This is a genomic window from Brucella sp. NBRC 14130, from assembly GCF_040371715.1.
Lineage (GTDB): Bacteria > Pseudomonadota > Alphaproteobacteria > Rhizobiales > Rhizobiaceae > Brucella > Brucella intermedia.
The window spans coordinates 17,387-35,232 of sequence record NZ_BAABTE010000018.1 but is presented as its reverse complement, the minus strand read 5'-3'; the positions used below and the strand labels follow the sequence as shown (position 1 = coordinate 35,232).

Below are 17,846 nucleotides of genomic sequence, written 5' to 3'. Positions count from 1 at the left end.
TTGTTTTGCGTCACGGGTGCTCATGCGTTCTTCGGTTGTATCAGTCATTGCCCTTGCCTGCGCTGCCTTGACGGGTTGTACGTCAAGCTCCGGCGTCGACAGCATCATGCTCCAGTCGAAAACCTCGGCCGAGACCACGAGTTCGGTGGTCCGCCCGGTTCCGCCCGCTCCTTTGGGTGAAATGGCGAGCGCATCCCAACCGATGCCTGCCGCCAGCCCGGAGGAAGTACTGGCATGGGCAGGCCCTATTCCAGATGCCGGTCCATTCAAGGCAGAGCCCCCAGCACCTGTTGCACCGCGACCGCAGCCACAGGAGCGGCCGCAAGCCCGCATTTCGGTACCGGCTCCGGACGTCGCGGCCTACCCACCCGTGCGCCTTGCACCGCAGGAACGATCCAGAGTCTATAGCCACCGCTTTCGCGATGCGAAGCCAATCAATTTCGGACGTTCATCGCCGCGCAAGCTGGCGGTGCATGGCGTGGATGTATCCCGCTGGCAGGGCGATATCGATTGGGTGAAACTGCGCACGCAGGGCGCAAATTTCGCTTATATCAAGGCTACTGACGGGGGTGACCACCTCGACCCAATGTTCCGCAAGAACTGGCGCGAAGCGAAAGCCGCTGGCATCAAACGCGGTGCCTACCATTTCTTCTATTGGTGCCGCGTGGCAAGCCAGCAGGCAGATTGGTTCATCCGCAATGTTCCCAAGGAAGCCGATGCGCTTCCTCCGGTCATCGATGTGGAATGGAATGGCGATTCGTCCTGCAAGAGACGGCCATCCCCGGCGCAGGTGCGGGAAAAAATGCAGGTCTTCATGGACAAGCTGGAGCAGCATTATGGCAAGCGGCCGATCATCTATACCGCTCCGGATTTCTACGACGACAATCTGAAAGGTGCTTTCACCAATTATCCATTCTGGCTGCGCGCAGTTGCACAGCACCCATCCAAGGTCTATCCGGGTCGTCCATGGACGTTCTGGCAGTATTCCGGATCGGGCCTGTCACAGGGCGTGAATGGCAAGATCGACCTGAATGTGTTCCACGGTTCGGAAGACGACTGGCACAGATGGCTGGCGCGTGCCGCCAGTTGATTGCCGTCAAAAGCTGGCGACAGACCAGTTTGAATGATATGAGATCACATCAGGGATAACCGAAGCTTTGCCTCGAAACCCGGCATGCAACATCGCCATGCCGGGCCGCTTGTCGCCCGCATGGTGTTACCATGAAAGGGAACGGCAAACATGGATACCCGGATATTTGCGCTGGCGCTGGCAACATTCGTTACCGGCACCGCCGAGAATATTATTGTAGGCATTCTTCCCGGCATCGCCCGCGGCCTGGATGTTTCTGTCAGCGCCGCCGGTCAGTTGACCTCAATCTTCTCTATTACCTTTGCGCTTGCCGCTCCGCTGGCGCTCGTCCTCACCACGCGGTTTGAGCGGAAAGTCATTCTGGTCTCTGCGTTGGGTGTTTTCATTGCAAGCAATATCCTCGCGAGCTTGAGCCCCAATTACGGGGTTCTGTTTGCCGCGCGTATCGGGATGGCGATGGCAAGCGCGGCGGTTTGCCTGATCGCCACGATGCTGGCAACGGAATTGGTCACCCCGGCAATGCGCGGGCGCGCCATCGGAATCATATTCGTGGGTATCAGTGGTTCGATGGTCGCCGGTGTTCCCACGGGAATGATGATCAATGAGTGGCTTGGCTGGCGCGCGGTTTTCCTTTGCCTGGCATCAGCCGCAGCTTTGGTTCTGCTTCTGTCAATGCGTACATTGTCCGGCGCGGGGCGCAGCCGGCGCGGCTTGCCGCCTTACACGCCGCACCTGAAATCTTTCCGGTTGGTATCGGCGCAACTGGTTTCCATCCTGATGATCGGCGGTCATTTCGTGTTGTTCGCCTACCTCACACCCTATCTTATGGAAGCGGTGCACGTCTCTTCGCAGAGAATTATATGGGCGATGTTGGCCTTTGGGCTGGCTGGCATGACGGGCGGGTATCTCGGCGGCCTGCTTGCTGACAAGCTATCGCCGCGACTGGCCATCGTGCTGACGCCACTCCTCTATCTAACGGCGTTGATGGCAATACCGGTTGCGATCAACTCCAGCACTGTTTTCGGTATGGTGCTGATGATCTGGGCTTGTTTAAGCTGGATGATATCGCCCGTCGTGCAGAGTTTTCTCATGACAACCGATCCCGCAACAGCGGACGCCGGGGTCGGGATCAACCTGTCTGCCATGCACGTGGGCGTGGCCCTGGGCACGGCAACAGGCGGGCTTGCGTTAGAGTACATGTCATTGCAGGCCCTGCCCTGGACAGGGTCTGTTCTGGTCGGGCTGTCCTTGCTATGTGCTCTTAGCGCTTCCCGATCTTTTCCAGGTCGTATGGCGTCGATTGATACATCTCGTTGATCCAGTTTCCGAACAGAAGATGCGCGTGGCTGCGCCAGCGATTTTCCGGCTGGCGCGTCGCATCGTCTCCGGGGAAATAATTGGCCGGAACCTTCGTGTCGGGCTGAGCCTGAATGTCGCGGAAATACTCATCCGCAAGCGATGTGGTGTCATACTCCACATGATTGAACATATGCAGCGAGCGGTGATGTGGATCGTCCAACAGACAGAGACCCGTCTCCGGACTGTCGACCAGCACCTTCAACCCGCTATCGGCCGGAATGTCGCTCTTGCGCACTTCGGTCCACCGGGAAACCGGAATCTTGAAATCATCCGAAAATCCGCGGAGATATGGTGAAGACGGAGCAAGGTTGCGCTGGCTATAGACACCCGAAGCCTTGTCCGGCAGTTCATATTTGCCCATACCATGGAAATGATGGACGGCAGCCTGCGCCGCCCAGCATATATTCAGCGTCCGGTGCACATGGGTCTGCGTCCAGTCGAAAACACGCTGCATTTCGTCCCAATAGGTGACTTCCTCGAATTCGAGACGCTCGACCGGGGCACCCGTGATGACAAAGCCGTCGAAGCGTTGCTCCCGCACATCTTCCCACGGCTGATAGAAGGACAGCATGTGATCGGCAGGCGTATGGCGCGCCACATGGTTGGTAATCCGGACGAGCGTCAGCTCCACCTGCAACGGTGTTGCGCCGAGAAGACGCGCAATCTGCGTCTCGGTCGTGACCTTGTTCGGCATCAGATTGAGGAGACCGATCTTCAGCGGACGAATATCCTGACGAATGGCATCTGCTTCGCGCATGACCATAACGCCCTCGGCCTGGAGAACACTGGTTGCTGGCAGATCGTCAGGAATTTTAATCGGCATGTCGCGTCGGTCCCTAGTTTATGTCGGAGCTGACGCGAGTGGCTTTATCCGTATATTTGCCGGTTGGGCCACATCCTCCCTTTACAGAGAGTACCACCTTGCCCGGAGAGGCAGGTTGGCGTTGGGCGTCGCCCCAACTCTTGATGTGATGTCACTTCTACTCAAACTCTTTCAGGGTGGCAATAGGGTTTAAGTGCCACCTCGAACTGTTTGAGAAATTTCCTTTTCAGCGGCTGGCCATTGCGCGAAATCAGCACTGCCATAGACACGGAATTTGGAATGAACGGCCTTTAAATATGTCCCATTGCGGCTTTCAGCGCACTCACGCGCTGGGCTGATGTTCGAAATGATCGTTCCCCAGCGAAACCGAACGCGATTGCACGAGAATCTTTTTCTTCGACTGCGACGCGACATGAAGCATGAACTTCTGTCGCGCCGGTGGCCTCGATTATCCGACCTACATTGCCGGCACTGACGCCGCTGCCGGGCATGATGCTGATGCGCTTGCCGGCCTTTCCCGCCAAATGCCGCAGATTGTCCAGTCCCTCTTCCGCGGTCTGGGAGAGGCCGGACGTCAGGATGCGTTCGAAACCAAGCGCGATTGCCTGCTCCAACGCGGTCTCCGCGTCAGGCACGAGATCGAAGGTGCGGTGAAGCGTGGTTCCGAGACCTTTTGCCTCTGCAATCAGTCTTTCCAGCAAGGTAACATCCAGAGAACCATCGGCAAGCGAAGCACCGAGGACGACCCCTGCCAAGTCGGCATTTCTGGCGTTGCCAATATCTGCCGCCATGATGGCTTCGTCTTCAGCCGAAAAGCAAAAGCTGCCCGCACGGGGTCTGATCATTGCGTAGACTGGGATCGGCGCATCTGAAGCAAGCTCCATCAATGCCTGCGAGGGCGTCAAACCGCCCAGTTCAAGGGCGGAACAGAGTTCGATGCGATCCGCGCCACCTTCGATCGCCGAATATAGGCCTTCGGCGCTATCCACGCAGACTTCGAGTAACACGCTCACGCCTGATGCCCCAATATTGCTGCCCCGACCAAACCGCCATCGCTTCCGAATATTCCGGGAACGACTATAGGCTGCTCCGTTTTGCGCAGGATTCGGGCTCTCACCGCCTCGTCAATCGCTGAAATCAGCTCGGACGCCGTGGCAAGCCCGCCACCCACGGGAATGATCGATGTGCCGGTTACGTTGACGACGGCAGCCAGCGGATCGGCAACGAGTTGGAGATAGGCTGAGATTGTCCTTCCGGCCATCTGACAGCCGTCGAGCCAATCCTGCATAATTCTATGGCTCGTTGCATCGGCCGCATTCAGAAAACGGTGCAGCCTCTCAATCCCGCGCGCGCCGCCGACGGTATCGACACAACCGCTTTGCCCGCAACCGCAACTGAAGCGCGGGACCAGCACAGTTTGTCCATCGAGGTCCACCGATGTGTTGAGGATCGGGCCATGTCCCCATTCACCAGTCAATCCGCCCTTACCTCGAACCAGCCGGCCATCGACAACAAGCCCACCGCCGACGCCTGTGCCCAGCACTGCGCAGAAGACGATATCGTGGCCCTTACCGGCGCCTTCAATCGCTTCTGCCAGCGTCAGACAATCGGCATCATTGGCCGCGATGACCCGGCGCTGCAGGCGCTCCCCAAGTTCGAGACTTAGCTTGTGACCGGTAATGCAGGGAATATTTGCCGACAGCGCAGTCGTTGTATCCGGATCGACCAATCCGGCGATGGAGAGGGCAAGTGGCCACTCCTCTTTCGACGCGTGAGTTCGTAGCGCCGTTTCCAGCGCGCGCCCAAATTCTTCCCAGCTGTCAGCGGGAGTGGGGAGCTTTTCGAGAAGCTCGATATTTCCCGGATGCGTCGAGCGCGCAAGCCGAATGAAGGATCCACCGACATCTGCCGCGAGAACAGTTCCAGACCTTTGAGACTGACGCGTGCTTCTGTGGTGCATGGTCGATCTTCCGCCGATACGTTTCGATGTATCATCCAATCATCGCAAATGTACCGGCAGTCAATCGCGGGGCGCAGTCTTTCCTAAGGTTTCGACGCTACAAGCGAGATGTTCATACCTTGCGGATCCTTGCATTGAACGACCCACTCGCCGTTCGGTACCTCCATAGGTCCTTGCAGGACGGTTCCGCCAAGAGACTTGACCCTGTCGGCTGCATCCTTGACGCCTTCCACCATGAAGTAAAAACCCCAGCCGACCGGTGTGCCGGGAGGCGCGGTCATGATGCCTCCATGATCGGCGCCATCGACGCTGAATACTTTGTAATTGCCCATAGGGCCCATGTCGAAATTGCGTGAGAGTTTCCAGCCAAACACTTTCTCGTAGAAGGGAAAAACCGTCTCGCAGTCCTTCGCATAAAGTTCGTGCCAGCCCGGATGTCCCGGTTTGCGTGAACCGAAATCAACCGGTGCCGGCATATCCCCCATCGGTTCGAAAAGCGCAAAGATGCCGTCTTGCGGGTCGGACACAATCGCGAACCGTCCGATATTCGGGATATCCTGTGGCGCCCTCAAAACCTTGCCGCCTTCCGCTTCCACTTTCCGCGCATATTCGTCGGCATTCGCCACGCCGACATAACCGAGCCAACCCGCCTGGCCGCCGCAATCCTCCTTCGGCATGTCCGCCATCGACATCATGCCTGCAATCATGCATCCGGGCACTTCGAACAGCGTATATTTCATGCCGGGAACACCGGCGTCCTTCGCCGCCCAACCGACGACTTTGGTATAAAAATCCTGCGCGCTGTCCGTGTCTGTCGTCATAAGTTCGTACCAGACGAACGGAGATGAGCCCTGTTTCATTGAACGTACTCCCTTGGTTCTCTCTTTTGTTCGAACGATCAGCTACAACAGCTATGACCGGATGCCTTTGTTTCGTATTCATCGTGCCGCTTGACGAAATGCATCGTCCCGTTTTCGTTGCGGCCCTTCGGCGCCCGATCAAGGATCATCAACGTGCCTATCCATTCTTCAATGCCGCGGGCATAGCTGGAATAGGTGTGATAGATCGTGCCGTTGTCATCCTTGTAGAAGGCGCTCATGCCCGGCAACTCATCGAAGGCGTCTTCTGCGGCAAGCTCGTTGAAATTGTAGAACACCCGATTGTTTTCGAGCTCTTCCTTCGTGAAGGAGACGTGATAATCGAAGTTGAAATCGCTGCCTTCCGATGAGACCCATGGGAAATGCCATCCCATCCGCTTCTTGTAGGCTTCAAGCTTTGCCAGCGGTCCGCGCGAAACGGCAACGAGCGTGACATCATGATTGTTGAGATGCGCCACCGCGCCATCAAAATTGTCGGCAAGAAACGAACAACCCGTGCAGCCTTGATCCCAGTCAGGTCCGAACATGAAATGATAGATCAGCAACTGGCTGCGCCCGTCGAACAGATCGGAAAGCGTTTTCCGTCCCGAAGGCGTATCGAACGTATAGTCCTTGTCTACCTTCACCCATGGCAGGGCTTGCCGCTCACGATTGACCTTGTCGCGCAGATGGGTGGCTTCTTTCTCGCTTGCCAGAAGCGCACGCCGCGCCTCAAGCCAAACTTCTCGGGATACGACCTCGTTCATGGTGCAAGCCCTCCTCCGGCTTTTGCTCCCGCCCGTAGATATCGATGTTCCTGCTTGACGATTTACATTGATATCAATATTAATAAATCATGTCAAATAGCCGTGATGTACCTTTTGAAACAACGCTTCTGGTTCGTGATACCTGCCTTTGCTTGCATGTTCAGCGCGCCGCCCGCGCCCTCGCCCGCCGCTTTGACGATGCCCTGCGCCCGGTAGGGCTAACGAACGGCCAGTTCTCCTTGATGATGTCGCTCAATCGCCCGGTGCCTCCACCAATGAAGCCGGTCGCGGAGCTTCTGGCCATGGATCAAACCACGCTGACCGCGGCGCTGAAGCCGTTGCAGCGGCAAGGCTGGGTGAAGATCATCGTGAATCCCGACGACAGGCGCGAGCGATTATTGCAACTCACACCCGAGGGCAAAGCTACTCTTGCGGCAGCCGTGCCGATCTGGAAGGCTACCCATCTGGACATTGAGAAGCAGCTCGTAAATGGCAATGGCGACGAAGTTCGTCGCAACCTGCTGGTTATGTCATCGGTGTGATTTGCTGCGCCTCCTTCAGAAATGCCCAGCCCTCGCAGACAAGCGGTCTGGAAATCGCAATCTACAGGTATACATTGATGTCGAACGGTCGCGTACTGCTGGGAACGGGCCGGTCACTCGCCGATTGATCCAGCAAGCAGGCGGAAGTAATGAGCGAACAGCGTGTCCCCCATCTTGTCGTTGTCGGCGCCGGTTTTGGCGGATTGCAATTGATCCACGATCTCAAGAACGTCAATGTGCGGATTACATTGATCGATCAGCGTAACCATCATCTTTTCCAGCCGCTTTTATATCAGGTTGCGACAACCATCCTCGCCACATCCGAAATTGCCTGGCCGATCCGCCACCTGTTTCGGGACCGCACTGAAGTGACCACACTGCTGGGTACAGTCACCGATGTGGATACGGAACTCCGGCAGGTGCAACTCGAAAACGGCACAGAAATTTCATACGATATCCTCGTCCTCGCCACGGGCGCACGCCACGCTTATTTTGGCAACGATCAGTGGGAAGCGCTGGCGCCCGGACTGAAGGCGCTTGAGGATGCAACAACCATTCGCCGCCGTCTGCTCCTCGCCTTCGAGCGCGCTGAACGCGAAACCGAGGAAGCAAAACGGAAGGCGCTGCTGACATTTGCCATCGTTGGCGGCGGGCCGACTGGCGTGGAGCTCGCAGGCATTATCGCAGAGCTCGCCAAGCAAACCATATGGCCTGAATTTCGCAATATCGATACGCGGCAAACGCGCGTAATGCTGCTCGAAGCGGGTCCGCGCATTCTGGCCGCCTTTCCGGAAGATCTGTCCGACTATGCATTGAGAGCACTGGAAAAACTGGGCGTGGAAGTACGGCTCGGGATTCCAGTGAAGGACATAACAGCCGAGGGCGTTACAGTCGGCGAAGAGTTCATTCCGTGCCGCACGGCAATCTGGGCGGCTGGCGTTGCGGCTTCCCCTGCCGCCACGTGGCTGGGCGCGGAGAGCGACCGTGCCGGACGCGTCAAGGTTCTATCAAACCTCAATGTTCCCGGGCATAAAGACATCTTCGTCATCGGGGATACGGCCTGGGTTGAGGGACCGGACGGGAAGCCGGTTCCGGGCATAGCGCCTGCCGCCAAACAGCAAGGTGCCTACGTTGCCACGGTCATAAAAAGCCGCATTGAAGGACAAACGCCGCCAATGCCGTTCCGTTACAAGCATCAGGGCAATCTCGCCACCATTGGCAGAGGCGCTGCTGTGGTCGATATGGGCCGCTTCAAGCTGAAAGGCATTATCGCGTGGTGGTTCTGGGGTATTGCACACATCTTCTTCCTGATTGGAACAAGAAGCCGTGCCGCGGTCGCGTGGAGCTGGCTGTGGACCTATATTTCCGGCCAGCATAGCGCCCGGTTGATCACCCAAGGCAAATCTGTCGAACGATGAATATGAAACGGCCCGCCAGAAGCGGGCCGTTTCCTTTCAAGTCGTCACTATTATTCAGCGGGTTCCAGCTGCGGAATAACATCCGTGATGAGAGGCGCACCGTTCATCGCTGCGGCGAGCTTGTCCGTGTCGAGTTCATTTTCCCAACGCGCCACCACAATGGTCGCCACCGCATTGCCGACAAGATTTGTCAGTGCCCGGCATTCGGACATGAAGCGATCGATACCCAGGATCAGAGCCATGCCCGCAACCGGAACGGCCGGAACGACAGACAGTGTCGCCGCCAGTGTAATAAATCCGGCGCCTGTAATGCCCGCCGCCCCCTTGGAGCTCAGCATCGCCACCAGCAAAAGCAGAATCTGATCGCTCAACGACAGCGGGATGTCCGTCGCCTGCGCGATAAAGAGCGCGGCCAGCGTCATGTAGATATTGGTGCCATCCAGATTGAACGAATAGCCGGTCGGAATGACCAGTCCCACCACCGAACGCTTGCAGCCGGCCTTTTCCATCTTGTCCATCAGCGCTGGCAGGGCCGCTTCCGACGAAGACGTACCCAGAACCAGAAGCAGTTCCTCCTTGATGTACCGGATGAGCGCGAGGATCGAGAAGCCATTGTAGCGGGCGACCGCTCCCAGAACGACAAGCACGAACAGCAGGGAAGTGAGATAGAAGGTGCCGATCAACAGTGCGAGATTGGCAATCGAACCGATACCATATTTACCGATGGTGAACGCCATGGCACCAAATGCGCCGATTGGAGCTGCCTTCATCAGGATTGCAACCAGCTTGAAAACCGGTGCAGTCAAGACATGAAGAAAATCGGTAACAGGCTTGCCCTTATCGCCGACCAAAGCCAGTGCGATACCGAACAGGACGGAGAAGAAGAGCACCTGCAGGATGTCGCCCTCAGCGAATGCGCCGACAATTGTCGTTGGAATTATGTTGCTCAGGAAACCCGTGATGGTCTGCTCGTGTGCCTTGGCGGCATAATTGGCAACGGCCTTCGGATCAAGCGAAGCCGGGTCGATATGCATTCCTGCGCCCGGCTGCACGACATTGGCGACGATAAGCCCGACGATCAGGGCCAGTGTCGAGAATGTCAGGAAGTAGATCATCGCCTTACCGGCAACGCGACCTACCTTCTTCATGTCGGTCATACCGGCGATGCCGGTTGCAACGGTCAGAAAGATGACCGGAGCGATAATCATTTTGACGAGCTTGATGAACGCATCGCCAAGCGGCTTCAGCTGCGTTCCCAGTTCGGGGTAAAAATGACCAAGGAGAATACCGGCAGCAATAGCCACCAACACCTGTACATAAAGGTGCTTGTAAAAGGGAATAGGACCACGCGGCGAAGCCGCGGCGCCTGTCGGTACTGCAATCATGACGTCCTCCGTTCGGCCCAGCTGGAACTCGTTCCAACCTCCCGAGCCATTCAGTCTCAAGTTTCAGCGATCAGAACCGCTGCTGAGTTGTTTGATTGCAATCTCCGTGCCAGTCTACGACGCTAGGTCTAAGTTATTGTTTTTAAATATTTTAATATGTCTTACGGTGACGGGCCTCGATAAAAAGTGCGATTATCCGCACATTTCTATTTCTCCCATGTCTGAAATATTGCACAATAAAGTGATGAGCCCGCCCCCTTCCACCATGGACATTCTAACCCTGCCCACAAACGCCAGCCGTCGCCCATGGGCGCTGTTTGGTTTGTTTTGGGCGGTGGTTTTTGCACTCGCTTTCTGGATCGTCGGCGACCTGGCGCGAGACAAGGCCATGCTGGCATTGAGCGAGCAGGCCCGGATCGATGCCAACCTCAATACGGCATTGTTGCGCGCAGTTCTCGACAAGCAGCGCGCTTTGCCTCTGGTGCTGTCAAAGGACCGGGCACTGGAAGCTGCGCTACAGGACAAGACGCCCGCTACGATCACTCCCCTGAACGAAAAACTGGAGGCGCTCGCGCGCGGCACGCAGGCAGCGGTCATCTATCTTGTCGGCATGGATGGCGTCGCCATTGCTGCAAGTAACTGGCGCGAACCGGACAGCTTCGTCGGCAACGACTACAAATTTCGCCCCTATTTTCACAACGCGTTGAGAAACGGTGATGCCGAATATTTCGCACTCGGCAATGTCAGCAATCGCCCTGGCCTCTACATATCGCGCCGCATTGATGGCCCGAACGGTCCACTTGGCGTGATCGTCGTGAAACTCGAATTCGACCGTCTCGAAAGCGACTGGAACAGTGCCGGCCGTCCAACCTTCGTAACGGACGAACGCAACATAGTGCTGATTACGAGCCTGCCGTCGTGGCGATTCATGACTATCGGGTCAATCGGTCAGGAACAGATCCAGTCAATCCGGGATAGCCTGCAGTTTGGAGACGCACCGTTGGCACCCTTGCCGCTTTCGGTGACTTCATTTGATAGCGGGGACTTTCTGCTGATCGACGCCCTGCTCCCCGGCAACGCGCGCAATACCGACTTTCTTGCAATCCGCTCTGCCGTGCCCTCCACTCCCTGGCAAATGTACAGTCTCGCACCAATTCGTCCGCAAATTCCTGCTGCGGTCCGAGAAGCACGGCTGTTCGCCTTTATCGTTCTGACAGCGATCGCCAGCTTCGCAGGACTTCTCCTGCGGCGCAAACAGAAGCTCGCGGCCCGCATTACCGATGCCCGACGCACACGGATGGAACTTGAAGAGCGGGTGGAAGAACGCACCCGCGACCTCAGCCTGGCGCGGGACAGGCTGCAAGCGGAGATCAGTGATCATCGCCGCACCGAAACGATGCTGCAGGGCGTGCAGCAGGATCTTGTTCATGCCAATCGTCTCGCCATCATGGGTCAGGTCGCAGCAGGCGTGGCGCATGAAATCAACCAACCGGTTGCAACCATCCGCGCTTATGCAGACAACGCAAGAACCTTCATTGAACGCAAGAGACTTTCGGATGCAACCGACAATCTCAACGAAATCGCGGCGCTGACAGATCGCATCGGCACGATCACAGGTGATTTGAAAGCGCTTGCGAGAAAAGGACGTTCTCCTTCCGAGCCAACTTCGCTCAGCAAGGTTATTTCGGGAGCCCTGGTATTGTTGCGAAGCCGTTTTTCCGGACGGATGGACCAACTCGACGTCGTGTTACCACCGCCCGAACTACGCGTCATCGGGCATTCCATCAGGCTCGAACAGGTTTTCATAAACCTGTTCCAGAATGCACTGGAAGCAGTTGATGCAAAAGAAAATGATGGCCGGATAGAAGTCCGAACCCATGTGGAGAATGGCAAGGTCATCATCACGGTCTCCGATAACGGACCAGGCATGCCGCAACATATTCGCGACAATCTGTTTTCGCCCTTCAATACATCGAAGGAAAAGGGACTCGGCCTTGGTCTTGTGATCGTCAAGGAAATCGTCACCGATTATGGCGGGACGATTTCTGCCGAAAGCGGCCCCGCGGGCACGTCTTTCCGCATCGAATTGAGAAAAGCATGATGGATAAATCACCTTCCGTTATTCTGGTCGACGATGACAGGGCGCTGCGGCGCGCCACCCGGCAGACGCTCGAGCTGGCCGGTTTCGATGTTGCAGATTTTCCGAACGCTCTGGATGCCCTGAACAGTGTTACATCTGCTTATGACGGCGTCGTCGTCACGGATGTGCGAATGCCGCAAATCGATGGCCTTCAGCTCTTTGCACGGATCAAGGCGGTTGACGCTGAACTGCCCGTCATCCTGATCACCGGTCACGGTGATATTCCTATGGCCGTGCAGGCCATTCAGGACGGCGCTTATGATTTCATCGCCAAGCCGTTTGCAGCCGACAGGCTTGTGCACAGCATCCGCCGCGCCGGGGAAACGCGCCGACTGGTTCTGGAAAACCGCGCTTTACGCGAAGCCGCGCAGAATGTGGAGGACGATCTGCCGTTGATTGGCCAGACACCCGCAATGGAAAACCTGCGTCGTACCTTGCGGGATATAGCCGATACCGATGTGGATGTGCTCGTAGCTGGCGAAACCGGCAGCGGCAAGGAGGTGGTTGCACAATTGCTGCACAATTGGAGCCGTCGCCGCAAGGGCAATTTCGTAGCTCTCAACTGCGGTGCGTTGCCCGAAACGGTGATCGAAAGCGAATTATTTGGTCACGAGGCAGGCGCTTTCACCGGAGCGCAGAAAAAGCGGCTCGGACGGATTGAACATGCAAGTGGCGGCACGCTGTTTCTGGATGAAATAGAAAGCATGCCGGCTGCGACACAGGTGAAACTGCTGCGCGTGCTCGAGATGCGGGAAATCACCCCGCTCGGTACGAACGAGGTGCGCCCGGTCGATCTTCGCGTCGTGGCGGCCGCAAAGATCGATCTTGCGGACCCTGCACAGAGAGGCGACTTCCGAGAAGACCTGTATTACAGGCTGAACGTCGTCACCCTTTCCATTCCACCACTGAGAGAAAGACGTGAGGATATTCCCTTGCTTTTCGCGCATTTCCTGTCGCGGGCTGCAAAGCGCTTCAATCGCGACGTGCCCGCAATCGAAGCCCCTACGAACCGCTATCTTATGAGTCACGACTGGCCGGGAAATGTCCGCGAGCTCGCCCATTTTGCCGACCGTGTGGCGCTCGGGGTTGAGAAAGCGGTTCATTCGACAACGCTCACGAGCAGCAATCAGGAGCCGCTTCCCAAACGGCTGGAGCGCTATGAGGAAACGATAATTCGCGAAACACTCGCCGCGCATAATGGCAATGTTCAGGAAACTATTGAAGCCCTCGGTATTCCAAGGAAGACCTTTTACGATAAGATGCAGCGTCATGGCATCAATCGTGCGGACTACCGCAGCAACGGCGATTGAGGTTGATCTGTAGCGATATGGGAGGACCATGATGTCGCTGAAACTCTACCTGCATCCCTTCTCGTCTTATTGCCAGAAGGCCATAACAGCTTTCTATGAAAAGGACATAGCCTTCGAAGCAAGAATGCTCGACGGCACCGAACCGGTTGCCAGCGAGTTCGCCGCGCTCTGGCCTTTTGGCAAATTTCCAATCCTGACGCACAACGGAAAACTGGTATTTGAAGCAACCGGAATAATCGAATATCTCGAAGCTGCCTATCCCCATTCCCGACGCCTGATCCCCTTGGAACCACTTGCAAGCGCTGATGTACGCATGTGGGATCGCTTCTTCGATAACTACGTAAACTACCCACAACAGCGCCTTGTCTATATTGCGCTTGGCCGCGAACATGATGATGGCGGCGACCGTTGGCGCGCAATGCTCGATACAGCCTATGCGTTTCTGGATCGGCACATGGCTGGGCGCGAGTGGGCTTCCGGCGATGAGTTCAGTCTGGCTGATTGTGCTGCGGCTCCCTCCCTGCTCTACGCAGATTGGACTTATGCCATTGCCGAAGAGTTCACCAATGTGTGGGCCTATCGCAAACGTCTGCTTGCACGCCCCAGCTATGCCCGTGCACTGGATGAAGCACGACCATTCCGGCATCTGTTCCCGCTCGGAGCGCCAGAAGAAGGCCGGGATTGAAACGTGTTTTGGTGAGGCAGACTACATAGACTGCATGAACGCGCGCAGAACCACAGCCTGGTTATGCTCTTCGTCTTTCGCACCATATAACAGCGTCAGACGACCGCCTTTCTCGCCAGCTTTGGCTATTAGCTCTTTCAGCGCGGGTTTGTTGCGTTCAAGCTCTTCGCGATACTTCTTCTGAAAATCGCTCCATTTTGCCGGATCGTGGCAGAACCATTTGCGAAGTTCGGCTGACGGAGCAATATCCTTGGCCCACAAATCTATATCTGCCTTTTCCTTCGTCATGCCCCGCGGCCAAACCCGGTCCACGAGAACACGGTAGCCATCCTCCGGTGAAGGAGCATCGTAAATGCGCTTCAAATCGATCGTCGTCACGGCGACTGCTCCCCTTTGCAAAACCGAAAATATGACCGTCGGGGCAGTTTCGGCAAGTCCCCCCCTCCGTGAACAAAAGAAAAGGCCGCTGCAAATCGGACATCTCATGTCCGACAGGCAACGGCCTTTGGTGGCAAGAACCGACTGCGAGGGAGCCGCCGGTTATCGCACGAAACGGAAAACTTAGATCTTCTTGGCCGGAGCGGCCTTCTTGTGCGACTTCTTCGCGGTGTGGTGCTTCTTGTGAGCCTTAGCCTTCTTCGCATGATGCTTGGCAACGCTCGTGTGCGTTGCAGCAGCCGGAGCAGCGTTAGCAGCGCTTGCCGTCAGGACAGGAGCGGACAGGCCCAGAACAGCGGCCACACCAAGAGCAGAAATAAGGGACTTCTTCATTTTCCGGTTCCTCAATTGGGTTTTCCGTTCGGGGTCTTCCCCGCCGGAGGTAAAGCACTTTCCTGTCCGCCCGTATCGGCCATGTCAGGTTTGATCCCTAGAAGCTTGAGGGCCTCGGCATAGGCTCGCAAGCCTTGCGCCTCTCTTCTGCTTGCGCAGAATTTCATCCCCCGCTTCTGCAAGGTCTCTGCCTGACGGGCCTGCCGGGTTTCGGCACGACCGGAAAGCGCGGTTTGCAGTTGATGCTGAAGCCTGTCACACCGTTCGCTACGTGTTACGAGTTGCGCTGCCATTGCTCCGTTGGGAAGCGGGAAGGACAGCAGACCCGCAAGACAAAGTGTTGAAAGAAGCGCTTTCGTTGCTGTTTTCGATATGAAAACCGACTTGAACATACGAATTCAATCTTTCACTGGACTTCAGTTTCTTCAGCGAAACCGTTATGACACGCCTTGTTTGCCCTTGTTTTTCGCATCTGTTGCAATTTGTTTCTGGATTGTAGCGCCATCCAATTGCCGGTTGAAAACCATTGCCCAAGGCTTTTTATCGTCGCAATCCGGGCGCTACTATCTCGTAACCTTAGGCTATTACGGATACTTCAAATTGAAAGAAGACGCCCACGTTCTGATTGTCGATGACGATAAGGACATACGTGACCTTCTGCATGAATTTCTCAAACGGCGCGGCATGCGCGTTTCAATCGCCCATGACGGCGAAGAAATGCATGATGTGATGAGCCGGACGGCAGTCGACCTGATTATTCTCGACGTCATGCTTCCCGGAAAAAGCGGCATTGAAATCTGCCAGGATATCCGCCGTCATTCGCGGGTGCCGATCATCATGCTTACGGCAATTGCCGATGCTGCCGACAAGATACTGGGCCTGGAAATCGGCGCCGACGATTATCTGGCCAAACCATTCGATCCGCGCGAATTGCTGGCCCGTATCCGTGCTGTACTCCGGCGCCTGGAAAACAACCGGGCACCCAGCCGTCCCGTCACTCATAGCTACCGCTTTGCTGGCTGGACCCTCGATTGCGCGCGAAGGAGACTTACGTCCCCATCCGACGTGCGCGTGGAACTTACCACGGCGGAGTTCAATCTCCTCGAAGCCTTCGTCAAAAGTTCGCAGCACATCCTTAGTCGTGATCAACTGATGGAAATGGCCGGAAATCAGGCGGTATACGGCTATGACCGCAGCGTTGATATCCTGATCAGCCGGCTGAGGCGCAAACTGAACGACGATTCTCGCTCTCCCAAATTGATTCTCACCATTCGCGGTGGCGGCTATCAGTTTGGCCATGAGGTCGAGGTGGAATGAGGTTCCCTTTTCCGCGTTCTCTACCGAGCTGGCTTCTCACGATACTGATCAGCGGCCTTCTGATTACCCAGATAGCAACGCTCTGGATCGTTTCGCAGGACCGGAAGGAAGCCAACTATGCGCTTGAACTTTTCCGTCTCAGCGAAAGGGCGACATCACTCGTCAAGCTCTTGAACACGACGCCGGTCAGTGACTGGAACAGCCTTGCTTCTCGCCTGGCAAGCTCAGGTCAGGGCCTCACCATCACAGCGCAACCCGATGTGCCAACTGTGCTGGCGAGTGAAGAAGATCTTGCGGAACTGGAAGATGTCCTTGTCGCGCGTCTGGCGCGCTACGGTGTCATCGATGCCCGCATTCGGCGGGACAAGCTTGCCCACGGCCCGCACGCCACCGTCGTGCCGACCGCTGACAGCAGTGATATTGGTGATGTCGAAAAGCAGATCAATGATCTTGCCGCAACGGCAAATCTGGGCGCCAGCCTGACGACATCCCTGCAGTTTGGCGATGGGCGCTGGATCAATTTTAGCACCCGCATCACCCCGGCTGATCCAATCATCACGACCGAAACCATTCCACTTTTCGCGCTTGTGGCGCTCAGCGTGGTTCTTGTCGCAATATGGGCAACGCGGCGCCTGACCGCACCTTACCGTGTGCTGGAACATGCCGTCCACCGCATCGGAGGCGACTTGAAAAGCTCTCCGCTGCCCGAAGACGGCAGCAGGGAATACAAGGCAGCCGCGCGAGCCGTGAATACAATGCAATCGAAGCTTCTCGATTATGTGGCAGAACGCGAGCAACTTGCAGCCGCCCTTGCACACGACCTGCGCACGCCGCTCACCCGTATCCGGCTTCGCCTGGCGCTGGTTGAAGATGAAGCCCTCGCAAAGTCACTGGCCAAGGATCTGAGCGATATCGAGGCTATTTCACGTTCCGTGATCGACTTTGCCACGTCAGAACTAGCGAATGAAGAGAAGGAGAAAGTCGATCTCTGGTCCCTTCTCCTTTCCATTGCAGACAATTACCCAGACGCAACTCTGGATGAAAGAAACTCGGACATGCTGGACGCCATAGCTTACTGCCAGCCAGTCTCAGTCCAGCGCAGCATCACGAACCTCATTGACAACGCCATTGCCTATGGCGGCAAAGCGAAACTGTCATTGCGCCAGGAAAATAACGAGCTTGTGCTGCGGGTGAAGGACAATGGGCCCGGCATTCCGACAGACCAGATCGAGGAAATGTTCAAACCTTTCAACCGTGTGGAAAAGTCCCGAAATCGGGACTCTGGCGGTTTCGGCCTCGGCTTGACTATCGCCCGCAACGTAGCGCGCGCCAATGCAGGCGATATTCTCCTGAAAAACAATCCGTCGGGCGGATTGATCGCTGAACTGCACTTGCCCGTCTGGCGGGCGTAGCCCCGAGGAT

18 protein-coding genes and 1 riboswitch are annotated in these 17,846 nt (G+C 56.5%); of the genes, 9 read left to right on the top strand and 9 right to left on the bottom strand.

Annotated elements, in window-relative coordinates; all coding sequences use genetic code 11:
* Positions 1 to 22 precede the first annotated feature (22 nt).
* Complete coding sequence (locus ABWW28_RS24205; RefSeq protein ID WP_176587846.1) at positions 23 to 1,090, top strand: glycoside hydrolase family 25 protein; 1,068 nt, start codon at positions 23 to 25, stop codon at positions 1,088 to 1,090.
* Between the two features lie 150 nt (positions 1,091 to 1,240).
* Positions 1,241 to 2,407, top strand: a complete 1,167-nt coding sequence (locus tag ABWW28_RS24200; RefSeq protein WP_176587847.1) for an MFS transporter — start codon at positions 1,241 to 1,243, stop codon at positions 2,405 to 2,407.
* Here the strand turns inward: ABWW28_RS24200 and metA are convergent.
* The 5 genes from metA to ABWW28_RS24175 all read right to left on the bottom strand — a co-directional run bounded on the left by metA (position 2,352) and on the right by ABWW28_RS24175 (position 6,856).
* A complete protein-coding gene (gene metA, locus ABWW28_RS24195; RefSeq protein WP_025091985.1) occupies positions 2,352 to 3,272 on the bottom strand; it encodes a homoserine O-acetyltransferase MetA in 921 nt (306 codons plus the stop codon). The two genes, ABWW28_RS24200 and metA, sit on opposite strands and share 56 nt — an antisense overlap.
* Before the next feature lie 42 nt (positions 3,273 to 3,314).
* Positions 3,315 to 3,424, bottom strand: a riboswitch (SAM-I-IV-variant riboswitch).
* Positions 3,425 to 3,562: 138 nt separating this feature from the next.
* Entirely contained in the window at positions 3,563 to 4,285 is a 723-nt protein-coding gene (locus tag ABWW28_RS24190) for a copper homeostasis protein CutC (RefSeq protein WP_176587848.1), read from the bottom strand.
* Positions 4,282 to 5,232, bottom strand: a complete 951-nt coding sequence (locus ABWW28_RS24185; RefSeq protein ID WP_176587849.1) for an ROK family protein — start codon at positions 5,230 to 5,232, stop codon at positions 4,282 to 4,284. Before ABWW28_RS24185 ends, ABWW28_RS24190 begins: the two co-directional genes overlap by 4 nt.
* Before the next feature lie 83 nt (positions 5,233 to 5,315).
* Positions 5,316 to 6,092: a VOC family protein gene (locus ABWW28_RS24180; protein WP_176587850.1), complete on the bottom strand. Its 777-nt coding sequence runs from the start codon at positions 6,090 to 6,092 to the stop codon at positions 5,316 to 5,318.
* A gap of 38 nt (positions 6,093 to 6,130) precedes the next feature.
* The gene (locus ABWW28_RS24175) at positions 6,131 to 6,856 is read right to left on the bottom strand and encodes a DUF899 domain-containing protein (RefSeq protein ID WP_176587851.1); all 726 of its coding nucleotides are present in this window, start codon (positions 6,854 to 6,856) and stop codon (positions 6,131 to 6,133) included.
* A gap of 89 nt (positions 6,857 to 6,945) precedes the next feature.
* Here ABWW28_RS24175 and ABWW28_RS24170 point away from each other — a divergent pair, with 89 nt between their 5' ends.
* Both ABWW28_RS24170 and ABWW28_RS24165 read left to right on the top strand, forming a co-directional pair.
* The gene (locus ABWW28_RS24170; protein WP_176587852.1) at positions 6,946 to 7,398 is read left to right on the top strand and encodes a MarR family winged helix-turn-helix transcriptional regulator; all 453 of its coding nucleotides are present in this window, start codon (positions 6,946 to 6,948) and stop codon (positions 7,396 to 7,398) included.
* A 149-nt stretch (positions 7,399 to 7,547) separates the two neighbouring features.
* On the top strand, positions 7,548 to 8,816 hold the full coding sequence (locus ABWW28_RS24165; protein ID WP_176587853.1) for an NAD(P)/FAD-dependent oxidoreductase: 1,269 nt from the start codon (positions 7,548 to 7,550) through the stop codon (positions 8,814 to 8,816).
* Positions 8,817 to 8,866: 50 nt separating this feature from the next.
* On the opposite strand, the gene ABWW28_RS24160 is transcribed toward ABWW28_RS24165, so the two are convergent.
* The gene (locus ABWW28_RS24160) at positions 8,867 to 10,201 is read right to left on the bottom strand and encodes a dicarboxylate/amino acid:cation symporter (RefSeq protein ID WP_021585632.1); all 1,335 of its coding nucleotides are present in this window, start codon (positions 10,199 to 10,201) and stop codon (positions 8,867 to 8,869) included.
* A gap of 244 nt (positions 10,202 to 10,445) precedes the next feature.
* Here ABWW28_RS24160 and ABWW28_RS24155 point away from each other — a divergent pair, with 244 nt between their 5' ends.
* Genes ABWW28_RS24155 through ABWW28_RS24145 form a run of 3 tightly spaced genes read left to right on the top strand, consistent with a single transcriptional unit; the run spans position 10,446 to position 14,336 of the window.
* Positions 10,446 to 12,302, top strand: a complete 1,857-nt coding sequence (locus tag ABWW28_RS24155) for a sensor histidine kinase (RefSeq protein ID WP_376780814.1) — start codon at positions 10,446 to 10,448, stop codon at positions 12,300 to 12,302.
* A complete protein-coding gene (locus ABWW28_RS24150; protein WP_176588029.1) occupies positions 12,302 to 13,651 on the top strand; it encodes a sigma-54-dependent transcriptional regulator in 1,350 nt (449 codons plus the stop codon). The genes ABWW28_RS24155 and ABWW28_RS24150 overlap by 1 nt, the downstream gene beginning before the upstream one ends.
* A 31-nt stretch (positions 13,652 to 13,682) precedes the next feature.
* The gene (locus ABWW28_RS24145; RefSeq protein WP_151569831.1) at positions 13,683 to 14,336 is read left to right on the top strand and encodes a glutathione S-transferase family protein; all 654 of its coding nucleotides are present in this window, start codon (positions 13,683 to 13,685) and stop codon (positions 14,334 to 14,336) included.
* Between the two features lie 21 nt (positions 14,337 to 14,357).
* Here ABWW28_RS24145 and ABWW28_RS24140 read toward each other — a convergent pair whose 3' ends face one another.
* The 3 genes from ABWW28_RS24140 to ABWW28_RS24130 all read right to left on the bottom strand — a co-directional run bounded on the left by ABWW28_RS24140 (position 14,358) and on the right by ABWW28_RS24130 (position 15,400).
* Positions 14,358 to 14,714, bottom strand: coding sequence for a DUF488 domain-containing protein (locus ABWW28_RS24140; protein ID WP_176587854.1), 357 nt, complete (start codon positions 14,712 to 14,714; stop codon positions 14,358 to 14,360).
* A gap of 183 nt (positions 14,715 to 14,897) precedes the next feature.
* Positions 14,898 to 15,107, bottom strand: a complete 210-nt coding sequence (locus ABWW28_RS24135) for a hypothetical protein (RefSeq protein WP_151569488.1) — start codon at positions 15,105 to 15,107, stop codon at positions 14,898 to 14,900.
* A gap of 11 nt (positions 15,108 to 15,118) precedes the next feature.
* Positions 15,119 to 15,400, bottom strand: coding sequence for a hypothetical protein (locus ABWW28_RS24130; protein WP_230349921.1), 282 nt, complete (start codon positions 15,398 to 15,400; stop codon positions 15,119 to 15,121).
* A gap of 307 nt (positions 15,401 to 15,707) precedes the next feature.
* On the opposite strand from ABWW28_RS24130, the gene ABWW28_RS24125 reads away from it, so the two are divergent.
* Both ABWW28_RS24125 and ABWW28_RS24120 read left to right on the top strand, forming a co-directional pair.
* Entirely contained in the window at positions 15,708 to 16,424 is a 717-nt protein-coding gene (locus ABWW28_RS24125; protein ID WP_021585639.1) for a response regulator, read from the top strand.
* Positions 16,421 to 17,836, top strand: a complete 1,416-nt coding sequence (locus tag ABWW28_RS24120; RefSeq protein WP_176587855.1) for an ATP-binding protein — start codon at positions 16,421 to 16,423, stop codon at positions 17,834 to 17,836. The genes ABWW28_RS24125 and ABWW28_RS24120 overlap by 4 nt, the downstream gene beginning before the upstream one ends.
* The last annotated feature ends 10 nt before the right edge of the window (positions 17,837 to 17,846 follow it).

Bases quoted from the DNA above. Each gene is read 5' to 3' on its own strand.
- metA (WP_025091985.1), bottom strand. From the start codon at position 3,272: ATGCCGATTAAAATTCCTGACGATCTGCCAGCAACCAGTGTTCTCCAG.
- ABWW28_RS24135 (WP_151569488.1), bottom strand. From the start codon at position 15,107: ATGAAGAAGTCCCTTATTTCTGCTCTTGGTGTGGCCGCTGTTCTGGGC.
- ABWW28_RS24145 (WP_151569831.1), top strand. From the start codon at position 13,683: ATGTCGCTGAAACTCTACCTGCATCCCTTCTCGTCTTATTGCCAGAAG.
- ABWW28_RS24165 (WP_176587853.1), top strand. From the start codon at position 7,548: ATGAGCGAACAGCGTGTCCCCCATCTTGTCGTTGTCGGCGCCGGTTTT.
- ABWW28_RS24205 (WP_176587846.1), top strand. From the start codon at position 23: ATGCGTTCTTCGGTTGTATCAGTCATTGCCCTTGCCTGCGCTGCCTTG.
- ABWW28_RS24155 (WP_376780814.1), top strand. From the start codon at position 10,446: ATGAGCCCGCCCCCTTCCACCATGGACATTCTAACCCTGCCCACAAAC.
- ABWW28_RS24185 (WP_176587849.1), bottom strand. From the start codon at position 5,232: ATGCACCACAGAAGCACGCGTCAGTCTCAAAGGTCTGGAACTGTTCTC.
- ABWW28_RS24120 (WP_176587855.1), top strand. From the start codon at position 16,421: ATGAGGTTCCCTTTTCCGCGTTCTCTACCGAGCTGGCTTCTCACGATA.
- ABWW28_RS24175 (WP_176587851.1), bottom strand. From the start codon at position 6,856: ATGAACGAGGTCGTATCCCGAGAAGTTTGGCTTGAGGCGCGGCGTGCG.
- ABWW28_RS24130 (WP_230349921.1), bottom strand. From the start codon at position 15,400: ATGGCAGCGCAACTCGTAACACGTAGCGAACGGTGTGACAGGCTTCAG.
- ABWW28_RS24200 (WP_176587847.1), top strand. From the start codon at position 1,241: ATGGATACCCGGATATTTGCGCTGGCGCTGGCAACATTCGTTACCGGC.
- ABWW28_RS24150 (WP_176588029.1), top strand. From the start codon at position 12,302: ATGGATAAATCACCTTCCGTTATTCTGGTCGACGATGACAGGGCGCTG.
- ABWW28_RS24160 (WP_021585632.1), bottom strand. From the start codon at position 10,201: ATGATTGCAGTACCGACAGGCGCCGCGGCTTCGCCGCGTGGTCCTATT.
- ABWW28_RS24170 (WP_176587852.1), top strand. From the start codon at position 6,946: ATGTCAAATAGCCGTGATGTACCTTTTGAAACAACGCTTCTGGTTCGT.
- ABWW28_RS24180 (WP_176587850.1), bottom strand. From the start codon at position 6,092: ATGAAACAGGGCTCATCTCCGTTCGTCTGGTACGAACTTATGACGACA.